The sequence below is a fragment of the Telluria sp. AC161 genome (genome assembly GCF_979258535.1).
In genome coordinates this window covers 3660571-3680587 of record NZ_OZ409861.1, presented here as the reverse complement: position 1 = coordinate 3680587, position 20017 = coordinate 3660571, and the positions used below count along the sequence as shown (strand labels likewise).

General features: G+C 64.7%; 20 protein-coding genes. 11 read left to right on the top strand and 9 right to left on the bottom strand.

Annotated features, from left to right (window positions below; all coding sequences use genetic code 11):
- Positions 1–47: 47 nt before the first annotated feature.
- Positions 48–992: a peptidylprolyl isomerase gene (locus ACZ0AJ_RS16385; RefSeq protein ID WP_499455550.1), complete on the bottom strand. Its 945-nt coding sequence runs from the start codon at positions 990–992 to the stop codon at positions 48–50.
- A gap of 224 nt (positions 993–1216) precedes the next feature.
- Here ACZ0AJ_RS16385 and ACZ0AJ_RS16380 point away from each other — a divergent pair, with 224 nt between their 5' ends.
- Entirely contained in the window at positions 1217–2260 is a 1044-nt protein-coding gene (locus ACZ0AJ_RS16380) for a carbonic anhydrase (RefSeq protein ID WP_499455548.1), read from the top strand.
- 19 nt (positions 2261–2279) lie between these two features.
- Here the strand turns inward: ACZ0AJ_RS16380 and ACZ0AJ_RS16375 are convergent, their stop codons facing one another.
- Genes ACZ0AJ_RS16375 through tsaE form a run of 3 tightly spaced genes read right to left on the bottom strand, consistent with a single transcriptional unit; the run spans position 2280 to position 5084 of the window.
- Entirely contained in the window at positions 2280–3065 is a 786-nt protein-coding gene (locus tag ACZ0AJ_RS16375; RefSeq protein WP_499455547.1) for a D-hexose-6-phosphate mutarotase, read from the bottom strand.
- Between the two features lies 1 nt (position 3066).
- Positions 3067–4623, bottom strand: coding sequence for an N-acetylmuramoyl-L-alanine amidase (locus ACZ0AJ_RS16370; RefSeq protein ID WP_499455546.1), 1557 nt, complete (start codon positions 4621–4623; stop codon positions 3067–3069).
- Positions 4584–5084 (bottom strand): tRNA (adenosine(37)-N6)-threonylcarbamoyltransferase complex ATPase subunit type 1 TsaE, encoded by a 501-nt coding sequence (gene tsaE / locus ACZ0AJ_RS16365; protein ID WP_499455544.1) that lies wholly within the window; start codon positions 5082–5084, stop codon positions 4584–4586. The genes ACZ0AJ_RS16370 and tsaE overlap by 40 nt, the downstream gene beginning before the upstream one ends.
- Before the next feature lie 65 nt (positions 5085–5149).
- Here tsaE and queG point away from each other — a divergent pair, with 65 nt between their 5' ends.
- Positions 5150–6265, top strand: coding sequence for a tRNA epoxyqueuosine(34) reductase QueG (gene queG, locus ACZ0AJ_RS16360; protein ID WP_499455542.1), 1116 nt, complete (start codon positions 5150–5152; stop codon positions 6263–6265).
- On the opposite strand, the gene ACZ0AJ_RS16355 is transcribed toward queG, so the two are convergent.
- Entirely contained in the window at positions 6262–6642 is a 381-nt protein-coding gene (locus tag ACZ0AJ_RS16355; protein WP_499455541.1) for a DUF3052 family protein, read from the bottom strand. The genes queG and ACZ0AJ_RS16355 overlap by 4 nt on opposite strands.
- A gap of 153 nt (positions 6643–6795) precedes the next feature.
- Here ACZ0AJ_RS16355 and ACZ0AJ_RS16350 point away from each other — a divergent pair, with 153 nt between their 5' ends.
- Positions 6796–7764, top strand: coding sequence for an IS1595 family transposase (locus ACZ0AJ_RS16350; protein WP_499455539.1), 969 nt, complete (start codon positions 6796–6798; stop codon positions 7762–7764).
- Between the two features lie 103 nt (positions 7765–7867).
- Here ACZ0AJ_RS16350 and ACZ0AJ_RS16345 read toward each other — a convergent pair whose 3' ends face one another.
- A complete protein-coding gene (locus tag ACZ0AJ_RS16345; RefSeq protein WP_183556360.1) occupies positions 7868–8449 on the bottom strand; it encodes a response regulator transcription factor in 582 nt (193 codons plus the stop codon).
- Positions 8450–8490: 41 nt separating this feature from the next.
- The gene (locus ACZ0AJ_RS16340; protein ID WP_499455538.1) at positions 8491–10524 is read right to left on the bottom strand and encodes a two-component system sensor histidine kinase NtrB; all 2034 of its coding nucleotides are present in this window, start codon (positions 10522–10524) and stop codon (positions 8491–8493) included.
- Positions 10525–10632: 108 nt separating this feature from the next.
- On the opposite strand from ACZ0AJ_RS16340, the gene ACZ0AJ_RS16335 reads away from it, so the two are divergent.
- From ACZ0AJ_RS16335 to ACZ0AJ_RS16315, 5 genes are all read left to right on the top strand, one after another.
- Positions 10633–11634 carry a TRAP transporter substrate-binding protein gene (locus tag ACZ0AJ_RS16335; RefSeq protein WP_499455536.1) on the top strand — a complete coding sequence of 334 codons (1002 nt, stop codon included), beginning with the start codon at positions 10633–10635 and terminating at the stop codon, positions 11632–11634.
- A gap of 415 nt (positions 11635–12049) precedes the next feature.
- The gene (locus tag ACZ0AJ_RS16330; protein ID WP_499455534.1) at positions 12050–12574 is read left to right on the top strand and encodes a methylated-DNA--[protein]-cysteine S-methyltransferase; all 525 of its coding nucleotides are present in this window, start codon (positions 12050–12052) and stop codon (positions 12572–12574) included.
- Positions 12547–13449: a site-specific tyrosine recombinase XerD gene (xerD, locus tag ACZ0AJ_RS16325; RefSeq protein WP_499455533.1), complete on the top strand. Its 903-nt coding sequence runs from the start codon at positions 12547–12549 to the stop codon at positions 13447–13449. Before ACZ0AJ_RS16330 ends, xerD begins: the two co-directional genes overlap by 28 nt.
- Positions 13450–13534: 85 nt before the next feature.
- Positions 13535–13756 carry a hypothetical protein gene (locus ACZ0AJ_RS16320; RefSeq protein WP_499455532.1) on the top strand — a complete coding sequence of 74 codons (222 nt, stop codon included), beginning with the start codon at positions 13535–13537 and terminating at the stop codon, positions 13754–13756.
- Positions 13757–13979: 223 nt separating this feature from the next.
- Positions 13980–16091: a putative bifunctional diguanylate cyclase/phosphodiesterase gene (locus tag ACZ0AJ_RS16315; protein WP_499455628.1), complete on the top strand. Its 2112-nt coding sequence runs from the start codon at positions 13980–13982 to the stop codon at positions 16089–16091.
- 52 nt (positions 16092–16143) lie between these two features.
- Here ACZ0AJ_RS16315 and ACZ0AJ_RS16310 read toward each other — a convergent pair whose 3' ends face one another.
- Positions 16144–17088, bottom strand: coding sequence for an endonuclease/exonuclease/phosphatase family protein (locus tag ACZ0AJ_RS16310; RefSeq protein WP_499455531.1), 945 nt, complete (start codon positions 17086–17088; stop codon positions 16144–16146).
- 38 nt (positions 17089–17126) lie between these two features.
- On the opposite strand from ACZ0AJ_RS16310, the gene ybaK reads away from it, so the two are divergent.
- The 3 genes from ybaK to ACZ0AJ_RS16295 all read left to right on the top strand — a co-directional run bounded on the left by ybaK (position 17127) and on the right by ACZ0AJ_RS16295 (position 19099).
- Entirely contained in the window at positions 17127–17618 is a 492-nt protein-coding gene (gene ybaK / locus ACZ0AJ_RS16305) for a Cys-tRNA(Pro) deacylase (protein ID WP_499455529.1), read from the top strand.
- A gap of 89 nt (positions 17619–17707) precedes the next feature.
- Positions 17708–18331, top strand: a complete 624-nt coding sequence (plsY, locus tag ACZ0AJ_RS16300; protein ID WP_499455527.1) for a glycerol-3-phosphate 1-O-acyltransferase PlsY — start codon at positions 17708–17710, stop codon at positions 18329–18331.
- A gap of 99 nt (positions 18332–18430) precedes the next feature.
- Positions 18431–19099 (top strand): DsbA family oxidoreductase, encoded by a 669-nt coding sequence (locus tag ACZ0AJ_RS16295; RefSeq protein ID WP_499455525.1) that lies wholly within the window; start codon positions 18431–18433, stop codon positions 19097–19099.
- Here the strand turns inward: ACZ0AJ_RS16295 and ACZ0AJ_RS16290 are convergent.
- Entirely contained in the window at positions 19096–19941 is an 846-nt protein-coding gene (locus tag ACZ0AJ_RS16290) for an endonuclease/exonuclease/phosphatase family protein (protein ID WP_499455524.1), read from the bottom strand. The genes ACZ0AJ_RS16295 and ACZ0AJ_RS16290 overlap by 4 nt on opposite strands.
- Between the last annotated feature and the right edge of the window lie 76 nt (positions 19942–20017).

The window sequence follows — 20017 nt, the reverse complement described above, 5'->3', positions numbered from 1 at the left end:
GCGCCGGATCGTCCCCGGCTGCAAATTGGACCGCCGCCCCTATCGCTTCAAGGCTGCTCGCGCACGGGAATCGGCACGTTGCACAGGTCGATCGCGCCGGCCGCGACCTTGCTCCACGGTCCGCCGCGGTTGCGCTGGGCGTCGATCACGGCCTGGAAAGCAGCGCTGTCCGAACGCATGACTTCGAGCTTGCTGCGCTCGGCGGGCGGCACGTCGGCCGCCATGCGCACGCTGGCGAGCGGCGTGCGCTGTTCGGCCTTCTCGTAGAAGCCCGAGGCGCCGGTCCCGCGCGGCATGACGGTCAGCAGCGGCATGCCGGCCACGATGCGGCCCACGACCGTGATGTTGCGGTCTAGGTGGCGCGGCGCATGGCCGATCACGGTGTAGAGCTGAGAGCCATTGCCGGTATCGGCGCCGTTGTCGCGCGCCACGCCGATCATCGCGTAGCAGTGCGGCAGCCAGGTTTGCCGGGTGGCCGGATTGCGCGCAACGGGAAAGCCATCGACGTGGCCGACCTGCGGCGCGTAGACGTCGCGTTCCTTCAGGCGCGTGAAGGGGTCGCTCTTCGTGTACGGAACGGTGAATTCGGCGGCCACGGTCCTGGCGGCCTTGAACGGACGCGGTTTTTCTTCATCCGGGTCGCCCCATTGCACGACGAAGCCATCCTGCGCGCGCATCACCCACAAGCCGTCGAAGTAGCGCTCGCGTACCAGCGCGCGGATATTGGCCACCGTATTCGGCGCGAAGCGCGGCGCCAGTTCGATGACGACGCGGCCCGTTGGCAGTTCGATGTACATCGTGTTCTCGGGGTCGAGCGCGCGCCATTCGGTCGGCTTGGATGCCTTGACGACATCGGCCACTGTCAGCCGGGGCGGCAATTCCTGCTCCGCCTTGGCCGCTGCGGCGTGCGCGCTGGCAATGGTCAGCAGTGCGCACAGCGCCGCGCCGACGGTTGCATGGATCGTGTTCTTTGTTGATGACACTGCCTGCATCTGCTCTCCCTGTCGCGGCGGCGCCGCCTTTATAAGTATCGGGCAATTGTAATCGAGGGCAAAGGGCGTGGGGCGGGTGATGCAAGGATGGTATGAGGTGTTGTCGCGCAGGCCAGCAAACCAGCCGATCCGGACATTAAATGTCTGATGTTGCCGCAGCGCACTCAAGTTACCCGCCCCCGGTCCGATAAAGGATGGAGAGAATCAAACTATCCGAAAATCACATGCGTAACCTGATCGCACTATGTACGCTGGGCCTGGTCACCGCCCTGGCACAGGCGAACGAACCGACACCGAAGACCGCCAAGCCCGTGGCCGAGCCGGCCAAGCCTGCGATCGCGTCCATTCGGCCGAACCTCAAGCCCGCTGCTGCACCTGTTGCTGCTGCCGCCGCCGCTGCGCCCGCGAAATCCGAGGAGGATACCGAGGTCGACCTGTCGGTGCGCATCGCCGAAAAGCTCGCCGAGCTGCGCGCCAAGCAGGCCCTGCGCGCCGAAGAAGCCGCGCGCGCTCGCAAGGCGGCCGACGCACGTCGCAAGCGCGAAGCCGCGATGGTGGCGGCCGTGGCCGTTGAAGCGGCCAAACCGAAGAACGGCACGCACTGGAGTTATGACGGCGAGTTCGGGCCCGAGAACTGGTCCAAGATCAATACCGCGTGGGCAGCCTGCAATGCGGGCAATCGCCAGTCGCCGATCGACCTGCGCGACGGCATCAAGGTCAACCTCGAGCAGATCACGTTCGACTATCAGCCGAGCTCGTTCAACGAGATCGATAACGGCCACACGGTGCAGGTCAATGTCGCGGGCGGAAATTTCCTGACCGTGGGCGGCACCACGTATGAGCTGCAGCAGTTTCACTTTCACCGGCCGGGCGAAGAACGTGTGAATGGCCGCGGCACCGAGATGGTGGTGCACCTGGTGCACAAGAGCTACGACAACAAGATCGCCGTGCTGGCGGTGCCGCTCGAGCGAGGCGATGCCAATCCGATGATCCAGACTGTGTGGAACAACCTGCCGCTGGAAAAGCTGACGACCGTGACGCCATCGATCGTGCTGAACGTGAACGAGATCCTGCCGACGCGGCGCGACTACTTCACGTACATGGGGTCGCTCAGCGAGCCGCCCTGTACCGAGAATGTGCTGTGGATCGTGATGAAGCAGCCGATGACGGCCTCGCCGCAACAGATGGCGCTGTTCTCGCGGCTGTATCCGTACAATGCGCGGCCTGTGCAGCCGAGCAATGGACGGATGATCAAGGAATCAATGTAACTGCGCGATGTAACGGCGCTCAGCTGACCCGGTAGCGGCCTTCCCAGGCCGCGCCGGGTTCGAGCTGCACCGGCGTCAGCTGCGCCGGTTCGATGCAGACGAAGCGCTGATACTCTTCATCTTCCATGTCCGGCAACGCCGCCGTGTCGGCTGCGCCCGGATTCCACACGACCGCATCGGAAAAGCCTTCCTGCTCGAGCGTCAGCACGCGCGCCCAGGTGCCCAGGAAGATGGTGTCGTCGACCTGTTCGTACACCACGTCGAGCTTGTCGGCGATCGACAGCGTGCCTGCTTCGAGCCCTTCGATACGCACGTCGGCCAGGTGCGGCACGAGGTGATAGCTGTGCAGCGCCGCCGCAAACGGAAACGCTGCGTCGCCCGTATTACGCACATTCAACGCCATGATCAGTTCGTTGGCGCGCACGGCCACGCGCAGTTGCAGCGCGAACCGGTGCGGCCACGCGCCTGCCAGTGCTGGCGGCAGATCGGCCTCGTTCAAACCAAACACGGCCCACGCCGCGCCATCCTCGACGCCGCTGTCTTCCAGGCGCCAGGTGGACACGCGGGCAAAGCCATGGCGCATGCCGTCGCCGCGCTCGGCGAACTGCGGAAAGATGACCGGCACGCCGCCACGGATCGCGCGGCTGCCGTCGAGCGCCGAGCGGGCGCTCAGAAACACGCGCTCGCCACCATCGGCCCCATGCCACGAGACCAGGTGCGCGCCGTACAGCGTGACGACGGCGGTGGCGCCGTCGGGCGCCGTGATGCGGATCGCGGGCAGTTGCCCGAAAGTGATGTGGTCCATGTCAGGTCTGGCGGCTCTTGGCCATCGGCGGGTTGTCGGCGAAATAACGGCGGATGCCGTTTGTGATGGCGTTGGCCAGTTGATCCTGGTAGCCGTTGTCGTTCAGGCGTGCTTCTTCTTGCGGGTTCGAGATGAACGCTGTTTCGACCAGGATCGATGGGATGTCCGGCGCCTTGAGCACGGCAAAGCCGGCCTGCTCGACCGACGCCTTGTGCAACCGGTTGATGCCGCCGATTTCCCGCAGCACGGCCTTGCCGAGCTTGAGGCTGTCGTTGATCTGCGCCGTCGTCGACAGGTCGAACAGCACGCTGGCAAGCTGCTTGTCAGCGCTGCCGCCGGCCAGGTTCACGCCGCCCACGAGGTCGGCCCGGTTCTGGTCACTGGCCAGCCAGCGCGCGGCGCTGGAACTGGCGCCTTTTTCGGACAGCACGAACACCGATGAGCCGCTTGCCGTTGGCGAGACCCAGGCGTCGGCGTGGATCGACACGAACAGGTCGGCCTGCACCTTGCGCGCCTTTTGCACGCGGGTGTTCAGGGGCACGAAGAAGTCGCCGTCGCGCGTCAGCATCACGCGCGTGTTGGGCAGCTGTTCGAGCTTGGTCTTGAGGCGCTTGGCCACTTCGAGCACGATGTCTTTCTCGCGGCTGCCGTTGGCGCCGATCGCGCCCGGGTCTTCGCCGCCGTGGCCCGGGTCGAGCGCGATGGTGACCATGCGCGCCACTTTCTGCGGCTGGCGCGCGCTGGCCCTGCCAGGCGTGGGCTGCACTGCCTGGGCCGGCGGTGTACCGCGCAGGCCCGAGATCTCGGATTCGAGCCGGGCGATGGCGTCCGGCGCGGCGTTCGGCTGGGTGCGCGGCGCCACTGGCGGCGGCGTCGGAATCTGTACCGGCGGCGTGGCGGCGACGATGGCGCCTGCTGCGGCGGCCGTGCCCGGGCTGATGGCCCCGGACGGCGGCAGCACGGTGGCTGGCATCGTGGCGCCCGGCGGGCCGGACACCGGATCGCCCAGCGCCGGCGTGCCGGCTGCCACGGTCTTGGTCGGGCCGGTGCTCCATTCGCCGCTTTCGATCATCGCCGCGATCGGGTCGACGGGCGTGACCGGGTACAGGTCGAAGATCAGGCGGTGCTGGTAGCCGGCCACGGGCGCGAGCGTAAACACCTGCGGCTTGACCTCGGCCTTGAGATCGAACACCAGGCGCACGACGTTTGGCCGGTTCTGGCCCACGCGCACCTGCTTGATATACGGGTCGTTCGATTCGATCTTGGCCACCAGGCTCTTGAGCGTAGTGCTCAAGCCCAGGCCGTCGATGTCGACGACCAGGCGCGGCGGATCGGGAATCAGGAAGTGCTCGGTCTTGAGGTTGGTGTCGTTTTCGAGCGTGACGCGGGTGTATTCGGGCGCGGGCCAGACACGTACTGCCAGGATCTGGTTGGCGCTGACGGGCAGCGGCGCGACGACGGACAGCAGCAGCGTGCCGCCGGCCTTGAGCATGACGCGGCGGCGTGCGGACGCAGTGGTTACTGGGGCGGCGGGGGGAAAGCGAGACGATCGAGGCATAGCAGGCCTAATTCAGACAACGCTTGCAATTCTACAGCACGGCCGTTTCCGCTGACGCTCAGCAGTAAACGGATGTCCGGCGGCGGTAACACGGGCTCGCCTTTTTCGGGCCATTCGACGATGCAGACGTTGTGGCCGTCAAAATCTTCGCGAAAGCCGGCGTCCAGGAATTCTTCCGGACTCGACATGCGATACAGATCGTAGTGGATCACGCTCAGCGGATTGTCGTCAAGCATCACGTTGTACGGCTCCGACAACGTGTAGGTCGGGCTCTTGACCGTGCCCGTATGACCCAGCGCGCGCAGCAGGGCGCGTGTAAGGGCGGTCTTGCCGGCGCCCAGGTCGCCGTGCAGATAGATGACGAGGCCGGGCGCCAGCGCGCGGGCTAGCGCGCCGCCAAGTGCGTTGGTGGCCGGCTCGTCCGGCAAATAGTGGTGCTGGTGAGCTTTGATGGGCTGCATGGCATAAAATAGCGTGTTGTACTGCATTCTGCTGCGTTCTTTTCTTGTGGTGTTCCCACCCCGGTATGGCCGATTCCCCAACCTCATCCGTCGATCTGCCCCAGCTAGCGCGCGCCATCAAGGGATGGGGCGCGGGGCTGGGCTTTGCCGACGTGCGCATTGCCGATGTCGATCTGGGGCACCTCGAAGCAGGCTTGCAAGCCTGGCTGGATGCGGGCTACCACGGCGAGATGGATTATATGGCAACCCACGGCATGAAGCGTGCGCGGCCGGCCGAACTCGTGCCCGGGACCGTGCGCGCGATCGTGGTGCGGATGGACTATCTGCCGACCGAACGCCAGGGCGACTGGCGCGCCGGGGAACGCCTGCGCCAGGCTGACCCGAACGCGGCCGTCGTGTCGGTGTATGCGCGGGGCCGCGACTACCACAAGGTGCTGCGCAACCGCCTGCAGGCGCTGGCCGAAAAAATCCAGGAGAACATCGGGCCGTTCGGGTTTCGCGTGTTTACCGACTCGGCGCCCGTGATGGAGTTGCCGCTGGCCGAAAAAGCCGGCCTGGGCTGGCGCGGCAAGCACACGCTGCTGCTGTCGCGCGCGGCCGGCTCGACCTTCTTCATCGGCGAGATCCTGATCGACCTGCCGCTGCCGGTCGACCCGCCCACCGGCAAGCATTGCGGCGGCTGCACCGCCTGCATCGACATGTGCCCGACCGGCGCGATCCTGGGCCCGGGCAAGCTCGACGCGCGGCGCTGCATCTCGTACCTGACGATCGAGCTGAAAAGCAGCATCCCCGAAGAGCTGCGCCCGCTGATCGGCAACCGCATCTACGGCTGCGACGATTGCCAGGTCGCGTGCCCGTGGAACAAATTTGCGCAGCGGGCGCAGGTGCCCGATTTCGACGAGCGCAACGGCCTGGGCGAGGGCGACCTGATCGGCCTGTTCGCGTGGGAAGAAGCCGAATTCAACCGGCGCATGGAAGGCAGTCCGATCCGGCGCATCGGGCACGAGCGCTGGTTGCGCAATCTGGCGGTAGGGCTGGGCAATGCGGCGCAGCAGTTGCGCGGCGATGCGGCCATCGTGGCGGCGCTGCAAGCGCGGGCCGATCATCCATCGGAACTGGTGCGCGAGCATGTGGCGTGGGCACTGGCGCGCCATGGCGCCTGGCCCGATTCGGCCACCTAGACTGCGATGCGTTTCAGGCGCAGCGCCGACCAGTCACCATCCATCGAAATCATGGCCACGCCGGTAATCCCATGCTCTTTGGCATAGGCATTGATCGAGTCACGGTTGATGTCGGTCGCCTTTGAGGCCGTCTGCTTCAGGTACGCGATCCAGAGCGAGCCGGTGTCACTCAGCTGTTGTTTGGCGAGCGGCAGGTAGTGCGCGAGGTCGTTCTGACCCATGCAAAACATCAGGATGACGTCGAACGGCCCGTCTCCTTGTTTGACGATGTCGGCCGGCATCTGCGCCGTCATGGTCGGATTGGCTTGGCCATTGAGCACGAGCATTGATGTCGCCGTGCGTAAAAACATCTTGTCTGCAACTGTCTTTTCGTTCATGCGCGTTTCCTGAAAAAGCCTGTGCATCGCGGCGCCCTGGCCGCGGCGCGTTCAGACATTATTTTAGGCGCAGTCAACGTTAAATAGAGACTCGCTTTGAACTGACGAGCAGTCCAGTGGTCCAACCCCTGTCCTCAGCGTCAGGAGTCGATCATGAAAGCGCCACGTTTCAAGGGCTGGTTTGCAAAACTGCCTTCGCTGAACCAACCCCAGCGCCGGCAAGTGCTTGATGCCCTGTATCCTGCAGCCGGGCTCGATCAGGTAGTCGCGCTCATCAGTGAGGTCAGAGCGCCGGGCCGCTGCTGCCCCAGATGCGGCAACGAGCGCTGCTACCGGCACGGGTTCGCGAATGATTTGCAGCGCTACCGCTGCTGTGCCTGCGGCCGCACCTTCAACGATCTGACCGGCACGCCACTGGCGCGACTCCGGCTCAAGGCCAAATGGCTCGCGTATTCGCAGGTGATGCTCGATTCACTCCCCGTCCGCAAGGCCGCAGATCGGGTCGGCGTACACCGCAACACCGCCTTTCGCTGGCGCCACCGCTTCCTGCATTGGGTCAAGCTCGACCGGCCCGCAGTCCTTAACGGCATCGTCGAGGCTGACGAAACATTCCTGCTCGAATCACAAAAAGGTTCGCGCACGCTCGATCGGCCACCGCGCCACCGTGGCAGCCATGCGGTCAAACGGGGCATTTCCAGCGAACTCGACTGCATCCTGGTCGCGCGCGACCGCGAGGGACGCACGGTCGACGCCGTCACGGGTCGCGGCGCACTCACCGCTGCGCAACTCGCTCGTGACTTGCTGCCCAGGCTCAACAGGCAGGCGTTGCTGGTCAGTGACAGCCATGCCGCGTACCGCGCTTTTGCACGCAAGCACAGGATCGCGCACGAGACGGTCAATCTGCGCGCAAGTGTGCGTGTGCGGCGTCTGGGCAGCCTTGCCATCCATGTGCAGAACGTGAACGCTTACCACCATCGCTTCAAGGCCTGGTTACAGGGCTTTCATGGCGTGGCGTCGCGCTACCTGCCCAATTACCTGGGCTGGCGGTGGGCGCTGGATGGTCAGCGGATCATTTCGCCAGAACAATTGCTCCGCATTGCTATCAGCTTCATCAACAGATAATGCTGACTGCGCCTTATTTTACAAGGCTGTTGCGCACCCTTCAGACCCTTTACGCGCAGGAAATGAAGACAGTGTGAAGGCAGCGCGAGCGCGCCGCTGGTATTTACTTGAGCAGGCCGGCCAGTTCGACCGCCGTCTTGACCTGCATCTTGTCGAAGATATGGGCCCGGTGCACCTCGACCGTGCGCATGCTGATGCCGAGCTTGTCGGCCACGACCTTGTTCATCATGCCGGCCAGGATCAGGTCGAGCACCTCGCGTTCGCGCGTGGACAGCGTCGCCAGCCGCGCCTGCACTGCAGCGGAGGTGGCCGCCTTGCGCGAGGCGGCCAGCGCTTCTTCCACGCGGTCCATCAAGACATTGTCGTTGAACGGTTTCTCGAAGAAATCGAAAGCGCCGCGCTTGAGGGAGTCGACCGCCATTGGCACCTCGCCGTGGCCGGTCAGAAAAATCACCGGCAGGCGCGGCAACAGGCCGCGACCGATCAACTGGTCGAACACGGCAATGCCGTTCATGCCGGGCATGCGCACGTCGAGCAGAACGCAGTCGCCGCTGACGTCGAGGTCCTTGATGACGTCGAGAAATTCCTGGCCGCCGGGATAGCTGCGCGCGTTGAGGCCGCGCGATTGCGCCAGCCAGGCGAGCGAATCGCGTATGACTTCTTCGTCGTCGACGATGTGCAGCATGGGGGTCTCCGTAATAGTCGGGCAGGGCGCCGCACGCGATTCTAGCCGACCGCCCGGCTTGCCGCCTGCGCCGGCAGCGAAAATGTGAACACGGTGCCCCCGGGCGGGTACGGCGCGTGGCTCAGCGTGCCGCCATGGAACTCGATCGCCGTGCGGCAGATCGACAGCCCCATCCCCATGCCCTCGGCCTTGGTCGAATAGAACGGCGAATACAGCCGCTCGGCCACTTCGGCCGAAATGCCATGGCCGCGGTCGATCACCGAGACGGCCACCTGGTCGTCGATGTGCGCTGCCTCGATGCGCAGCACGCGCTGGTCCGGCACGGTGTCCTGCATGGCCTGGATGCCGTTGCGCGTGAGGTTCAGGAGCACCTGCTCGAGCAGGACGCGGTCGGCCAGCACCGGCGGCAAGCCTGGTGGCAAGTGCACGCGCAGCACCACGCCGGCCTGGCGCGCCTGCAATTCGATCAGTGCGTGCACGCTGGCAATGACGCTGCGGATCGTCAGTTCCTGGCGCAGCGGTTCGCGTTTCTTGACGAACTCGTGCACGCTGCGGATGATGTGCCCGGCGCGCTGGGCTTGCTGGCGCGCCTGTTCCAGTGCGTGGCGCAGCATGCCGGGCTTGACTTCCTGGCCGGCGCCGGCGGCGCGGTCGAGCATGTTCAGCGCGCCAACGGTATAGCTCGAGATGGCGGCCAGCGGCTGGTTCAGTTCATGCGCCAGCATCGACGACAGCTCGCCCATCGTGGCCAGGCGCGCGCTGGCCTGCAGCTTTTCTTCCTGCTGGCGGTTGAGTTCTTCGACGCGCTTGCGATCGGTGATGTCGAGCACCGAGCTCATCCAGCCGGTATGGCGCCCGTCGACGTCGACCAGCGGCGACTCGAACACCAGCACCGGCACCCGCACTTCGTCGGGCCGCTGGAACACGGTCTCGAACTGCGGCGTGACCTTGCCCGACAGGATGCCCTGGAAGCGGTCTTCGTATTCGGCCATCGCTTCCGGCGCCCAGTACGCCATCGGCGGCTTCTTGCCAATCAATTCTTCTTGCGACAGGCCGACGATCTGGCAGAAGGCGCGGTTCACGTACGTCACGCGGCCTTCGAGGTCGCGCGCGCGCAAGCCCGTGATCAGCGAGTTTTCCATGGCCGTGCGAAACGCCATCTGCTGGCGCAGCGCAGCTTCGGCCGCCAGTGTGCGCGAGATGTGGCGCCACAGCGCCGCCAGACTCATCAACAAGCCAAGCGCCAGCACGATCACCGAGCCGACCAGCAGATTGGGCAGCAATTGCGGCGCGCGCTTGACGCTATTGGTCGACAGCACCAGTTGGGCGCCGGGCAGGTCGAGCTCGCGCTGGTGCGTGTAGACGTTGCGGCCCGGGCCGCCCGATGCGCGGCGCGCCACCGGCAATTCGTTACGGTCGAGCAGCGTCAGCGCATTGTCCTGGGCGAACCACCACGGCACCGTTTCATCCAGCAGCACTTGCAGGCTGTAGGTCGCCACCAGGCTGCCGGCGAACTGGCCGCCGCGAAACAGTGGCAGGTAATAATCGATCACGCCGTGGGTCGACGCCGTGGCGCCATACGGCACGCTGTAGCGGCCGCGCCGGATCGAGCGCGCCATTTCGCCGGCCAGCACGGTGGCAGCGGGCAGGCCGGCGGCAGGCAGGTCGCTGCCGTGGATGGCTTGCTGGACGCCGTCGGCATCGCTCCAGACCACGCGCACCAGTTCGGGGCCATTGGTAAACATCTGGCGAAAGCGCGCCGTCAGCTTGGCCGGCGGCAGCGGCGCGACGACGAGGTCGGCGCCGAGGGCGGCCAGCGCTTCTTCGCTGCGCGCCAGCTCGAAGCGCAGCGTCTGCTCGACCCACAGCGTATCGGCAATCAATTGCTCTTGCCGATCGTTGCTTTCCATCTGGCGCGCCTGCCATGGCAGCCAGATCAGCACGGCCAAAAACAGCAGGACCAGCAGGATCGGCACCATCCAGCGCAGGAAGCGCCAGCCGCGCGAGCGCGCGCGCGGCTCGGGCTCGGCGTCCAGGTCGTCTGTCGCCCCGGGCTGGATGAATGGAAATTTCATGCAAGGTCCTGTTTTGGTTACACTGTCGGGCGCATCGTGGCATCGCCGCGATGGCGGGCAATGCGGCATGTGCCAGTGTAACGTTTCATCAGGAAGAATCGAACCGTCATGCAACTCAATTCCCTGGCCATGCGCGCGCTGTGCGCCGTGTTGGCCGCAGCCGCCAGTATGAATGCCTGGGCACAGGGGCCGATCGTGATCAAGTTCAGTCACGTGGTGGCGCCGGATACGCCCAAGGGCCGCGCCGCCGAGCGGTTCAAGGCGCTGGCCGAGCAAATGACGCGTGGCCAGGTCAGGGTGGAAGTCTATCCAAACAGCCAGTTGTACAAGGACCGCGAAGAACTCGAGGCCCTGCAACTGGGCGCCGTGCAGATGCTCGCGCCGTCGCTGGCCAAGTTCTCGCCGCTGGGCGTGCGCGAATTCGAAGCGTTCGACTTGCCGTATATTTTTCCGGACAAGGCGGCGCTGTACAAGGTGACGGAAGGGCGCATCGGGCGCGAGCTGCTGCGCAAGCTCGAACCGAAGGGCATCACCGGCCTGGCCTTCTGGGACAACGGTTTCAAGGTCATGTCGGCCAATCAGCCGCTGATCGCGCTGAAGGATTTCGACGGTGTGCGCATGCGTATCCAGGCGTCCATGGTGCTCGATGCGCAGATGCGGGCGCTGGGCGCGCAGCCGATGGTGCTGGCGTTTTCCGAAGCCGCCCCGGCGCTGCGCGATGGCGTGGTGGAAGGCACCGAAAACACGCCGTCGAACATGTACACGCAGCGCATGCACGAAACGCAGAAACACCTGACTGTGTCGAACCACGGCTATCTGGGTTACGCCGTGATCGTCAACAAGAAATTCTGGGACGGCTTGCCGGCAGCGACCCGCACGATTCTGGCGCGCGCGATGCGCGAAGCGACCGTGTACGAAAAGCAGATTGCCCAGCGCGCCAATGATGAGTCGATGGAAAAGATCCGCAAGGCCGGCACCACCGTGATCCATACGCTCAATCCTGCCCAGCAGGCCGAATGGCGCCGCGCATTGCAGCCCGTGTACGGCCAGATGGAAAACAGGATCGGCAAGGAGACGGTACATGCTATCCTGCGCGAAGTTGCACGGTGAGCGTAAGTGTCTGGTCACCAAGGCATTTTGTTTATAAGTAAAACAATTTTCTGATTTTGTGACCTAAAAGATACATTTTCTATAAGCATTTGCGTTATCATGGCGCTCATACGCACTGAAGTGGTGCGGTGCAGTGCCAGCAACAAGCAGTACAGGTTTTGGGGGAGCATTGCTATAAGAACGGTACTCGTACCGGAGAATATTCGAGGAGACACCACGTTTTACAGAAGTCGTTGGCACTGCCAAACGACCGGGAACGTGACCCGAATTGGAGCGCACCAGATGGTGCGCTTTTTTTTGCCTGTTTTTTATTTCCTGATGCCAAACGACTGGCCGCACACGCGCTGCGGCGGGTAAGATGCCGGAGTGCCTGCCAGCGGGATGGTCCCGCTACCGCGCACTGCCAACCGTCGCCATGAAGCCAGATCGCGCCTCCCTGTTGTTCAACGCCATCGTACCGGCGCCCTTTGGCGCGCTGGGTATTCGCACGGCCGACGACAAGGTATGCGAGCTGGTCTACCTGCCGCCATCGTTCACTGAGAAAAGCGCCGACAGCGCGCTTGCCGAGCAGGCAGCGCAGCAGGTCGCGCGCTACCTGCAGGATCCTGATGTCGTGTTCGACCTGCCGCTGCTGGAAGCCGGCACCGAATTCCAGCGCAAGGTCTGGCAGCACATCCACGCGATCCCGCGCGGCGCCGTGCACACCTACGGGCACGTGGCGCGCATGATCGGCTCGGCCCCGCGCGCCGTCGGCCAGGCCTGCGGCGCCAACCGGTTCCCGCTCGTGATCCCGTGCCATCGCGTCACCGCCACCGGCGGCCTGGGCGGCTTTGCCAACCAGGATGACGAAAACGGCTTCCATTTGTCCGTCAAACGCTGGTTGCTGCGCCATGAAGGCGCCACCGCAAGCCCATGGCAACAACAGTCGATCTGGCCCTGATCGACGAGTTCTGCGACACGCTCTGGCTGGAAGAGGGCCTGGCCAAGAACTCGCTCGACGCTTACCGCCGCGACATGCGCCTGTTCGCCACCTGGCTGCACGCGCGCCAGCCCGAGCGTGGCCTGCTGGCCGTCGGCGCGGACGACCTGGCTGCGTATTTTGCTGACCGCCATCCCGACTCGCGCCCGAGCACGGCCAACCGCCGGCTGTCGGTGCTCAAGCGCTTCTATGGGCTGGCGCTGCGCCGCAACCGGATCGATGTCGACCCGTGCCTGAAGATGGCCTCGGCGCGCCAGCCGACCCGGTTCGTGCACACGGTAAACGAAAGCCAGGTCGAGGCGCTGCTCGCTGCGCCCGATGTCGCCACGCCACTGGGCCTGCGCGAACGCACGATGCTCGAGCTGATGTATGCCAGCGGTTTACGGGTGTCGGAACTGGTGGCCCTGAAGCTGGTCGAAGTCAGCCTGAATGACGGCGTGCTGCGGGTGACGGGCAAGGGCAGCAAGACGCGCCTGGTGCCGTTCGGCGAAGAGGCGCGGCGCTGGATCGAGCGCTACCTGAAGGATGCGCGCGGCATCATCCTCAATGGCCAGATGGACGACGCCCTGTTCGTCACCAGCCGGGGCGGCCCGATGACGCGCCAGATGTTCTGGATCCTGATCAAGAAGCACGCCAAGAAAGCCGGCATCACCGGGCCGCTGTCGCCGCACACGCTGCGCCACGCGTTCGCCACGCACCTGCTCAACCATGGCGCCGACCTGCGCGTGGTGCAACTGCTGCTGGGTCACGCCGATATCTCGACCACCCAGATCTATACCCACGTGGCGCGCGAACGCCTCAAGCGCCTGCACACCGAGCACCATCCCCGCGGTTAGCGTTAAGGCAAGCCGGGATCGGCCCGGTAGTCCATAATGGCCGGTCAGGACGGTACCCCTACCGCTCCATCATATCGAGGTGACTATGGCACGGAATAATTTTCAATACGAAAAACGGCAACGGGAACTCGACAAGAAGCGCAAGGCCGACGACAAGGCCAAGCGCAAGCTCGAACCAAAGAATGACGTCGATGCCGATGGCAACGCCATCGTGCAAGACAGCGACAGCGACAGCAGTACCGACAGCGACAACAAGACCGACAGCGACGCCGTTGCTCCGGCAGCCGTGCCTGCCAGCCCGGCCTGAACCTATCATTGAACTAACCGCGGCAATTGCGGTCTGAGCCATCTGAATGCGACAAGCGGTCAGCTGGCTGCCCAAGTTGATGGCAGGGTGCAATTGCCTTCTTACCTCCCCGATTTTTGCCAGCGCGCCATGTGCCGCTTCGCACACAAAGCGTGTCTCGCAGCATGCCACTGACAGGCTTGTCTTCCTGATTGCTGTCACCGCCCAAGCGAAAGGCGCTGCCGTGAGCAAGCTACTGCCAGATTCCCCGGGTCGTCCGGCGGCCGACCCATCCGGGGGCGGCGTACAAGCCTTCGACTGGCTCTACCATTTCGTCACGGCCCTCGAGCTGGCCCCGGCCGTGGCCGTGCACTCGATGGACCGCGCCGGCATCATCCGCTTCTGGAACCACGCCAGCGAAGAGCTGTACGGCATCCCGTCGGGCGACGCCGTCGGCCGCGCGTTTCGCGACCTGGTATTCCACCTCGACCGCCAGAGCGAATTCGAAGACGTCATCGCCACTATCTGGCGCACCGGCCAGGCGCCACAGGCAAGCGATTGGCTGGTGCAATCGATGACGGGCCGGCGCCACTGGGTGTATTCGTGCCACTATCCCGTCAAGCACGACGACGTGATGCACGAAGTGTTTTGCATGGAAATCGACATCACGGCCCGCAAGGAGGCCGAGACCAATCTCGAGCAGGCCGCGCAAGTGTTCCAGAACGCGCGCGACGCCATCATCATGATGGATGCCGAGTACCGCGTGCGCGCCGTCAATGGCGCCTTTACCGCCATCACCGGGCATGCGCCCGAGCAGATCATCGGCCAGCCGCTGGCCAGCCTCGGCTGGGGTGTCGACGACGACTTCTATCAACGCGTCTGGACCGGGCTCGAGGGCGCCGACCACTGGGAAGGCGAACTGGCCAGCGCGCGCAGCAACGGCCAGCGCTATCCGGTGCGCGTTACGCTGACGGCCATTCGCGATGCGCATGGCGAGGTGTCGAGCTATATGGCGATGCTGTCCGATATCAGCGAGCGCAAGCGCATCGAAGAACAGGTGCGCCACCAGGCCGAGCACGACGCCCTCACGGGCCTGCCCAACCGCATCCTGTTCCTGGACCGCTTGCACCAGGCGCTGGCCACCTGGCGCCGCCAGGGCAGCAGCTCCGCCGTCATGTTTCTCGACCTCGACAAGTTCAAGGCCGTCAACGACACCCACGGCCACCAGGCCGGCGACATCGTGCTGCGCGAAGTGGCGCTGCGCGTGCGCGCCTGTGTGCGCCAGGTCGACACCATCAGCCGGCTGGGCGGCGACGAGTTCGTCGTGTTGCTGGCCGACATCAAGGGCGCCGACCAGGCCGCGCACGTGGCCCTCGCCGTGACCCAGGCCGTGGCGCTGCCGATCGACATCGGCGGCCAGGAAGTGACGCTGTCGGCCTCGATCGGCATCGCGCTGTGCCCCGACGATGGCGCCGAAGTCGATACCCTGCTGCACCACGCCGATGTCGCGATGTACCACGCCAAGCAGAACGGGCGCGGCAGCTTCCAGTTTTTCAGCCCTGCCATGAACGCCCATGTGATCGAGCGCGTCGAGCTGGAAAACCGCTTGCGCCAGGCGCTCGACGGCAAGGAATTCATGCTGCAATACCAGCCCGCAATCGAAGTGGCGACCGGACGCGTGACATCGGTCGAAGCGTTGCTGCGCTGGCGTCATCCGCAGCGCGGGCTGTTGTTGCCGCACGAATTCCTGCCGGTGGCCGAGGATTCCGGGCTGATCATTCCGATCGGTGAATGGGTGCTACGCGCAGCCTGCCAGCGGGCGCGTGCGTGGCGCCATGCCGGGGCCGCCGTCGCGGTGGCGGTCAACCTGTCCGATGCCCAGCTGGGGCACGACGGCTTGCTGCCGGCAATCGATGCCGCATTGGAGAGCGCCGGCTTGCCACCCGGAGCGCTCGAGCTCGAGATCGCAGAAGACGCGCTGATCCGGGGCGAGCCCGCGTTTGCCGCTACGGCGCTGGCGCTGCGTGCCCGCGGGGTGCGGCTGAGTATCGACCGCTTCGGCACCGGCCTGTCGAGCCTGGAAGCATTGCGGCGCTTTCCGCTCACCACGGTCAAGATCGACCGCAGTTACGTGGGCGACGTCGGGCACGATCCGGTGGATGCCGCGATGGTGCCGGCCATCATCGCGGTGGCGCGCAGCCTGCAGCTGCGGGTGGTGGGGGAGGGCGTGGAAACCGCCGAGCAGCTCGACTTTCTGCGCCGGCATGGGTGCGACGATTACCAGGGGTTCTATGCCAGCGCGGCCAGTACACGGCCGAACCTGAGCCCGCACCGGGCCTGGTATATGAGACCGTGATGCGGAGACCTTGATGCGGAGACCTTAGTGCGGTGGCCTTGATGCGGCGACCCTAGTCGAACAGCCGGATCCTGGCCAGCACCTGCCCGTGGTCCGACGACTCGGGCAATGCCAGGTTCAGGTGATCGTTCAGGTACACCACGTCGATGACTTCGCCGATCGCCTCGGGCAGCGCCGGATTGAATTCGGGCGACACCAGGATATGGTCGATCGTCGAGTGGCGCGTGTCGTGCAGGATTGAAAACCCCACATGGCGCTGGTGATCGAGCCGGCGCTGCACCTGGCTCGCGTCATACAGGCGCTCGGCCTGCGGCGTGCCTGCACCCAGCACGATCTCGGTCGTCACCGAATCGGCCACGTCGTTGAAGTCGCCCAGCACGATGCGCGGGCGGCGGTGCGTGTGCGCCATATTTGTCAGCAGCACGCGCAGCGCGGTGGCCTCGGTGCCGCGCCGGATCAGCGAGCGCAGGCATGCCAGCGCGTACAGGTGCGGGTCGGCCCCGCTGTCGCTCGAGCGGTAATCGGGGCGGCGCGATTTTAAATGCACGACGATCACGTCGATCACCACGCCCGACGGCGCAATCACGCCCGCATGCAGCGGCGCGCGCGTGAAGCGATCGGGGTCGCGGCTGCCGGCCGGCATCGTGACATTGGCCGGAAACTTGCCCAGTTCGGTGCCCGGCTCGGCCAGCGGCAGGCGCGAGACCAGGGCCACGCTGGGCGTGAGGCGCGCCGCACCCGGGTCGGGATCGAAGCCGATATGGTGCGCGTCGCGGTAGCGCCGCGTGCGCTGCAAGACTTCCGCCAGCACGCTCTGCGAAAAAATTTCTTGAAAGCCGATCACGTCGGCATTGATCAGGTCGAGCTGGTGCGCCGTCCAGTCCAGTTTGGCTTCGTATTCGTCGGCCGTCGTGGGTGCCAGATTGTCGTACAAGCGTGCACCGGGAGGTGCCAGATTGAAAGTGTTGAAGGTGGCAAACCGAAGTTCTTCCTGCATAATAGAAACCCCTATTGTTCGTCTTTAGCGTAACACGCATGGCCAAGAAAGAGCACGTCTCCGAGACCCCCGCCACCCAATTCCTGCGCAAGCATGGCGTGGCGTTTTCCGAGCATCCGTATGCGTACCAGGAGCACGGCGGTACATCGGTCTCGTCCGGCGCGCTGGGCGTGCCGGAGCATGACGTGATCAAGACCCTGGTCATGCAGGATGAAGCAGCCAAGCCATTGATCGTTCTGATGCACGGCGATTGCAAGGTGTCGACCAAGAATCTGGCCCGCGCCATCCCCTGCAAGTCGGTCGAACCATGCAAGCCGGATGTGGCCCAGCGCCATTCAGGGTATCTGGTTGGTGGAACATCGCCGTTCGGCATCCGCAAGGCGATGCCGGTGTATGTCGAAGAAAGCATCCTGCAGCTCGACAAGATCTACATCAACGGCGGACGCCGCGGCTATCTGGTGGGCATCGATCCGCGCGTGCTGGTCGATGTGCTGCAGGCGCACCCAGTGATCTGCGCCATCGCCGAGTAGCTTCGCCGCATGCATCCGATGGTGTATATTCACGCACCAATTTCCGGTAGAAGAATGAGCCCGATACCGGCGCCCACGAAAGAGACACGATGAACACCCTGATTGCCACCATTGCCGCGTATTTGCTCGGTTCGATTTCCTTCGCGGTCGTGATGAGCCGCGCGTTCGGCCTGTCCGACCCGCGCACGTATGGCTCGAAAAACCCCGGCGCCACCAATGTGCTGCGCAGCGGCAGCAAGAAAGCCGCGATTGCCACGCTGGTTGGCGACGCGGCCAAGGGCTGGCTGGCCGTCTGGCTGGCGGTGCGCTATGGCTACGACTACGGGCTGGACGATACCGGCATCGCGCTCGTCGCCATCGCCGTGTTCATCGGCCACCTGTGGCCCGTGTTCTTCCGCTTTGTCGGCGGCAAGGGCGTGGCCACCGCGCTGGGCGTGCTGCTCGGCATCAATCCATGGCTGGGGCTGGCGACGCTGGCCACCTGGCTGATCATCGCCTACGCCTTCCGCTACTCGTCGCTGGCCGCGCTGGTGGCTGCGGTGTTCGCGCCCTTGTACTACGGCATGCTGTTCGGCGCCGATGCCATTCTGCTGGCCGTGATCGTCATGAGCGCACTGCTCGTGTGGCGTCACAGCGGCAATATCGGCAACCTGATCGCGGGCAAGGAGTCCAAGCTCGGCAGCAAGTCGGCCGGTGCCAAAAAGGCAAAATAAGGCAAAGCAGGGCAGCGTGCGCGGCTTTTTTGCCGAGGCGTTACCATGGTCGGCAATAGCGGCACATTCGTGCCGCGCCGGACAGAAAGGTGGTACGCCGTGACCAAGCAACTCAGGATTGATTTCGTGTCGGACGTCTCGTGCCCATGGTGCGCAGTCGGTCTCAAATCGCTCGAACAGGCACTGTTGACACTAGGCGACGACGTGCGCGTCGACCTGCATTTCCAGCCGTTCGAACTGAACCCGAACATGCCGCCGGAAGGCCAGGACATCGTCGAGCACGTCACTGAAAAATATGGCGCCAGCCTCGAGCAGCAGGCATCCAGCCGCGAAATGATCCGCGAGCGCGGCGCCGCCGTGGGCTTTACGTTCGACATGGAACGGCGCGGCCGCATCTACAACACCTTCGACGCGCACCGCCTGCTGTCGTGGGCCGAAGAAGAAGGCAAGCAGCGTCAGTTGAAGGTTGCGCTGCTCGAAGCGTATTTCACCCGCTGCGAAGACCCGAGCAACCACGCCGTGCTGCTGCGCGCCGTCGAAAGCGTGGGCCTGGAGCGCGAAGCGGCCGCGCGCATCCTGGCATCGGACGAGTACAAGGACGAAGTGCGCGAGCGCGAGCAGTTCTTCCTGAACGCCGGCATCAAGTCGGTGCCGGCCGTGATCATCAATCAGAAACACCTGATTTCCGGCGGTCAGTTGCCTGAAGTATTCGAGCGCGCGCTGCGCGAGATTCCAGGTCTTGAAACGCCGGCCGACGCCGTCGCTTAAGTCAGATCGAGGACCACCGGCTGGTGGTCCGACGCCGCCGTCTCGGACTGCACGTCAACGGCGGTCAGGCGCGGCGCCAGGTCGTCAGTGACGAAGAAATAATCGTAGCATTCAGGCCGCTCGGGCCACGGATACCCGTGCAGCCCGGTGGTCGGCGCGCGCGCCATGTCGCCGTGCACCACGCGCCAGGCATCGACCAGCGCCAGCGCGCTGCCTTCCGGCGCGGCCAGCAGTGTCGCGTAATCCGGCGCATCGGGCGCGAAATTGAAATCGCCACACAGGATTGCCGAGCCGGGCCGAAAGCCCAGTTGGAATGGCGCGTCCAGGTTCGGATCGGGCTGGAACAGTAGGGCTCGGGCACTGGCCTCGGCATGCAGTTCGCGGATGCGGTTGACCTGCGCCATGCGCTGGACGGGCGAATAATATTCGAGATGCGTCGTGAGCAGGCGCAGCTTGCCGCCAGGCGCTTCGACAACGGTTTCCAGCAGGCCGCGCGGCATGCCGGCCGCATGGTCCGGGTCGGCCGGCCACGGCAGCAGGTGCCGGTGCACTTGCGAGATGCGGTACTTGGACAGGATCAGGTTGCCGAACAGGCGCGGGACATTGTTCTGGTAAATCTCGCTCGGCGCGTGTTCCATCGCGTGGTAGCCGCCGAAGGCGCCGGCGAGTTGCTTGAACTGGTTGGCGCTGGCGCTGCCTTCGAGCTCGGGGTGATTGGCAGCCACCTCTTGCAGGCAAATCACATCGGGGTTCAGGCGGCGCAGCACGTCGATCATCGCGTGAATGCGGATCCGACCGTCCTTGCCACAACCCCAATGAATATTCCAGCTGACTACGCGCATTGCTCACCTCCGTAAAACTTGATCGACGGATATTGCCACCGTTTTAATGGCAACGGTCACACCGTAGGATCGGTGT

What these genes read in the sequence shown, in the direction of transcription:
- ACZ0AJ_RS16310 (WP_499455531.1), bottom strand. Translation starts at nt 17,088, where the DNA reads ATGCAGGAAGAACTTCGGTTTGCCACCTTCAACACTTTCAATCTGGCA.
- tsaE (WP_499455544.1), bottom strand. Translation starts at nt 5,084, where the DNA reads ATGCAGCCCATCAAAGCTCACCAGCACCACTATTTGCCGGACGAGCCG.
- ACZ0AJ_RS16370 (WP_499455546.1), bottom strand. Translation starts at nt 4,623, where the DNA reads ATGCCTCGATCGTCTCGCTTTCCCCCCGCCGCCCCAGTAACCACTGCG.
- xerD (WP_499455533.1), top strand. Translation starts at nt 12,547, where the DNA reads ATGGCAACAACAGTCGATCTGGCCCTGATCGACGAGTTCTGCGACACG.
- ACZ0AJ_RS16340 (WP_499455538.1), bottom strand. Translation starts at nt 10,524, where the DNA reads ATGAAATTTCCATTCATCCAGCCCGGGGCGACAGACGACCTGGACGCC.
- ACZ0AJ_RS16345 (WP_183556360.1), bottom strand. Translation starts at nt 8,449, where the DNA reads ATGCTGCACATCGTCGACGACGAAGAAGTCATACGCGATTCGCTCGCC.
- ACZ0AJ_RS16335 (WP_499455536.1), top strand. Translation starts at nt 10,633, where the DNA reads ATGCAACTCAATTCCCTGGCCATGCGCGCGCTGTGCGCCGTGTTGGCC.
- plsY (WP_499455527.1), top strand. Translation starts at nt 17,708, where the DNA reads ATGAACACCCTGATTGCCACCATTGCCGCGTATTTGCTCGGTTCGATT.
- ACZ0AJ_RS16355 (WP_499455541.1), bottom strand. Translation starts at nt 6,642, where the DNA reads ATGAACGAAAAGACAGTTGCAGACAAGATGTTTTTACGCACGGCGACA.
- ACZ0AJ_RS16385 (WP_499455550.1), bottom strand. Translation starts at nt 992, where the DNA reads ATGCAGGCAGTGTCATCAACAAAGAACACGATCCATGCAACCGTCGGC.
- ACZ0AJ_RS16320 (WP_499455532.1), top strand. Translation starts at nt 13,535, where the DNA reads ATGGCACGGAATAATTTTCAATACGAAAAACGGCAACGGGAACTCGAC.
- ACZ0AJ_RS16375 (WP_499455547.1), bottom strand. Translation starts at nt 3,065, where the DNA reads ATGGACCACATCACTTTCGGGCAACTGCCCGCGATCCGCATCACGGCG.
- queG (WP_499455542.1), top strand. Translation starts at nt 5,150, where the DNA reads ATGGCCGATTCCCCAACCTCATCCGTCGATCTGCCCCAGCTAGCGCGC.
- ybaK (WP_499455529.1), top strand. Translation starts at nt 17,127, where the DNA reads ATGGCCAAGAAAGAGCACGTCTCCGAGACCCCCGCCACCCAATTCCTG.
- ACZ0AJ_RS16350 (WP_499455539.1), top strand. Translation starts at nt 6,796, where the DNA reads ATGAAAGCGCCACGTTTCAAGGGCTGGTTTGCAAAACTGCCTTCGCTG.
- ACZ0AJ_RS16290 (WP_499455524.1), bottom strand. Translation starts at nt 19,941, where the DNA reads ATGCGCGTAGTCAGCTGGAATATTCATTGGGGTTGTGGCAAGGACGGT.
- ACZ0AJ_RS16380 (WP_499455548.1), top strand. Translation starts at nt 1,217, where the DNA reads ATGCGTAACCTGATCGCACTATGTACGCTGGGCCTGGTCACCGCCCTG.
- ACZ0AJ_RS16330 (WP_499455534.1), top strand. Translation starts at nt 12,050, where the DNA reads ATGAAGCCAGATCGCGCCTCCCTGTTGTTCAACGCCATCGTACCGGCG.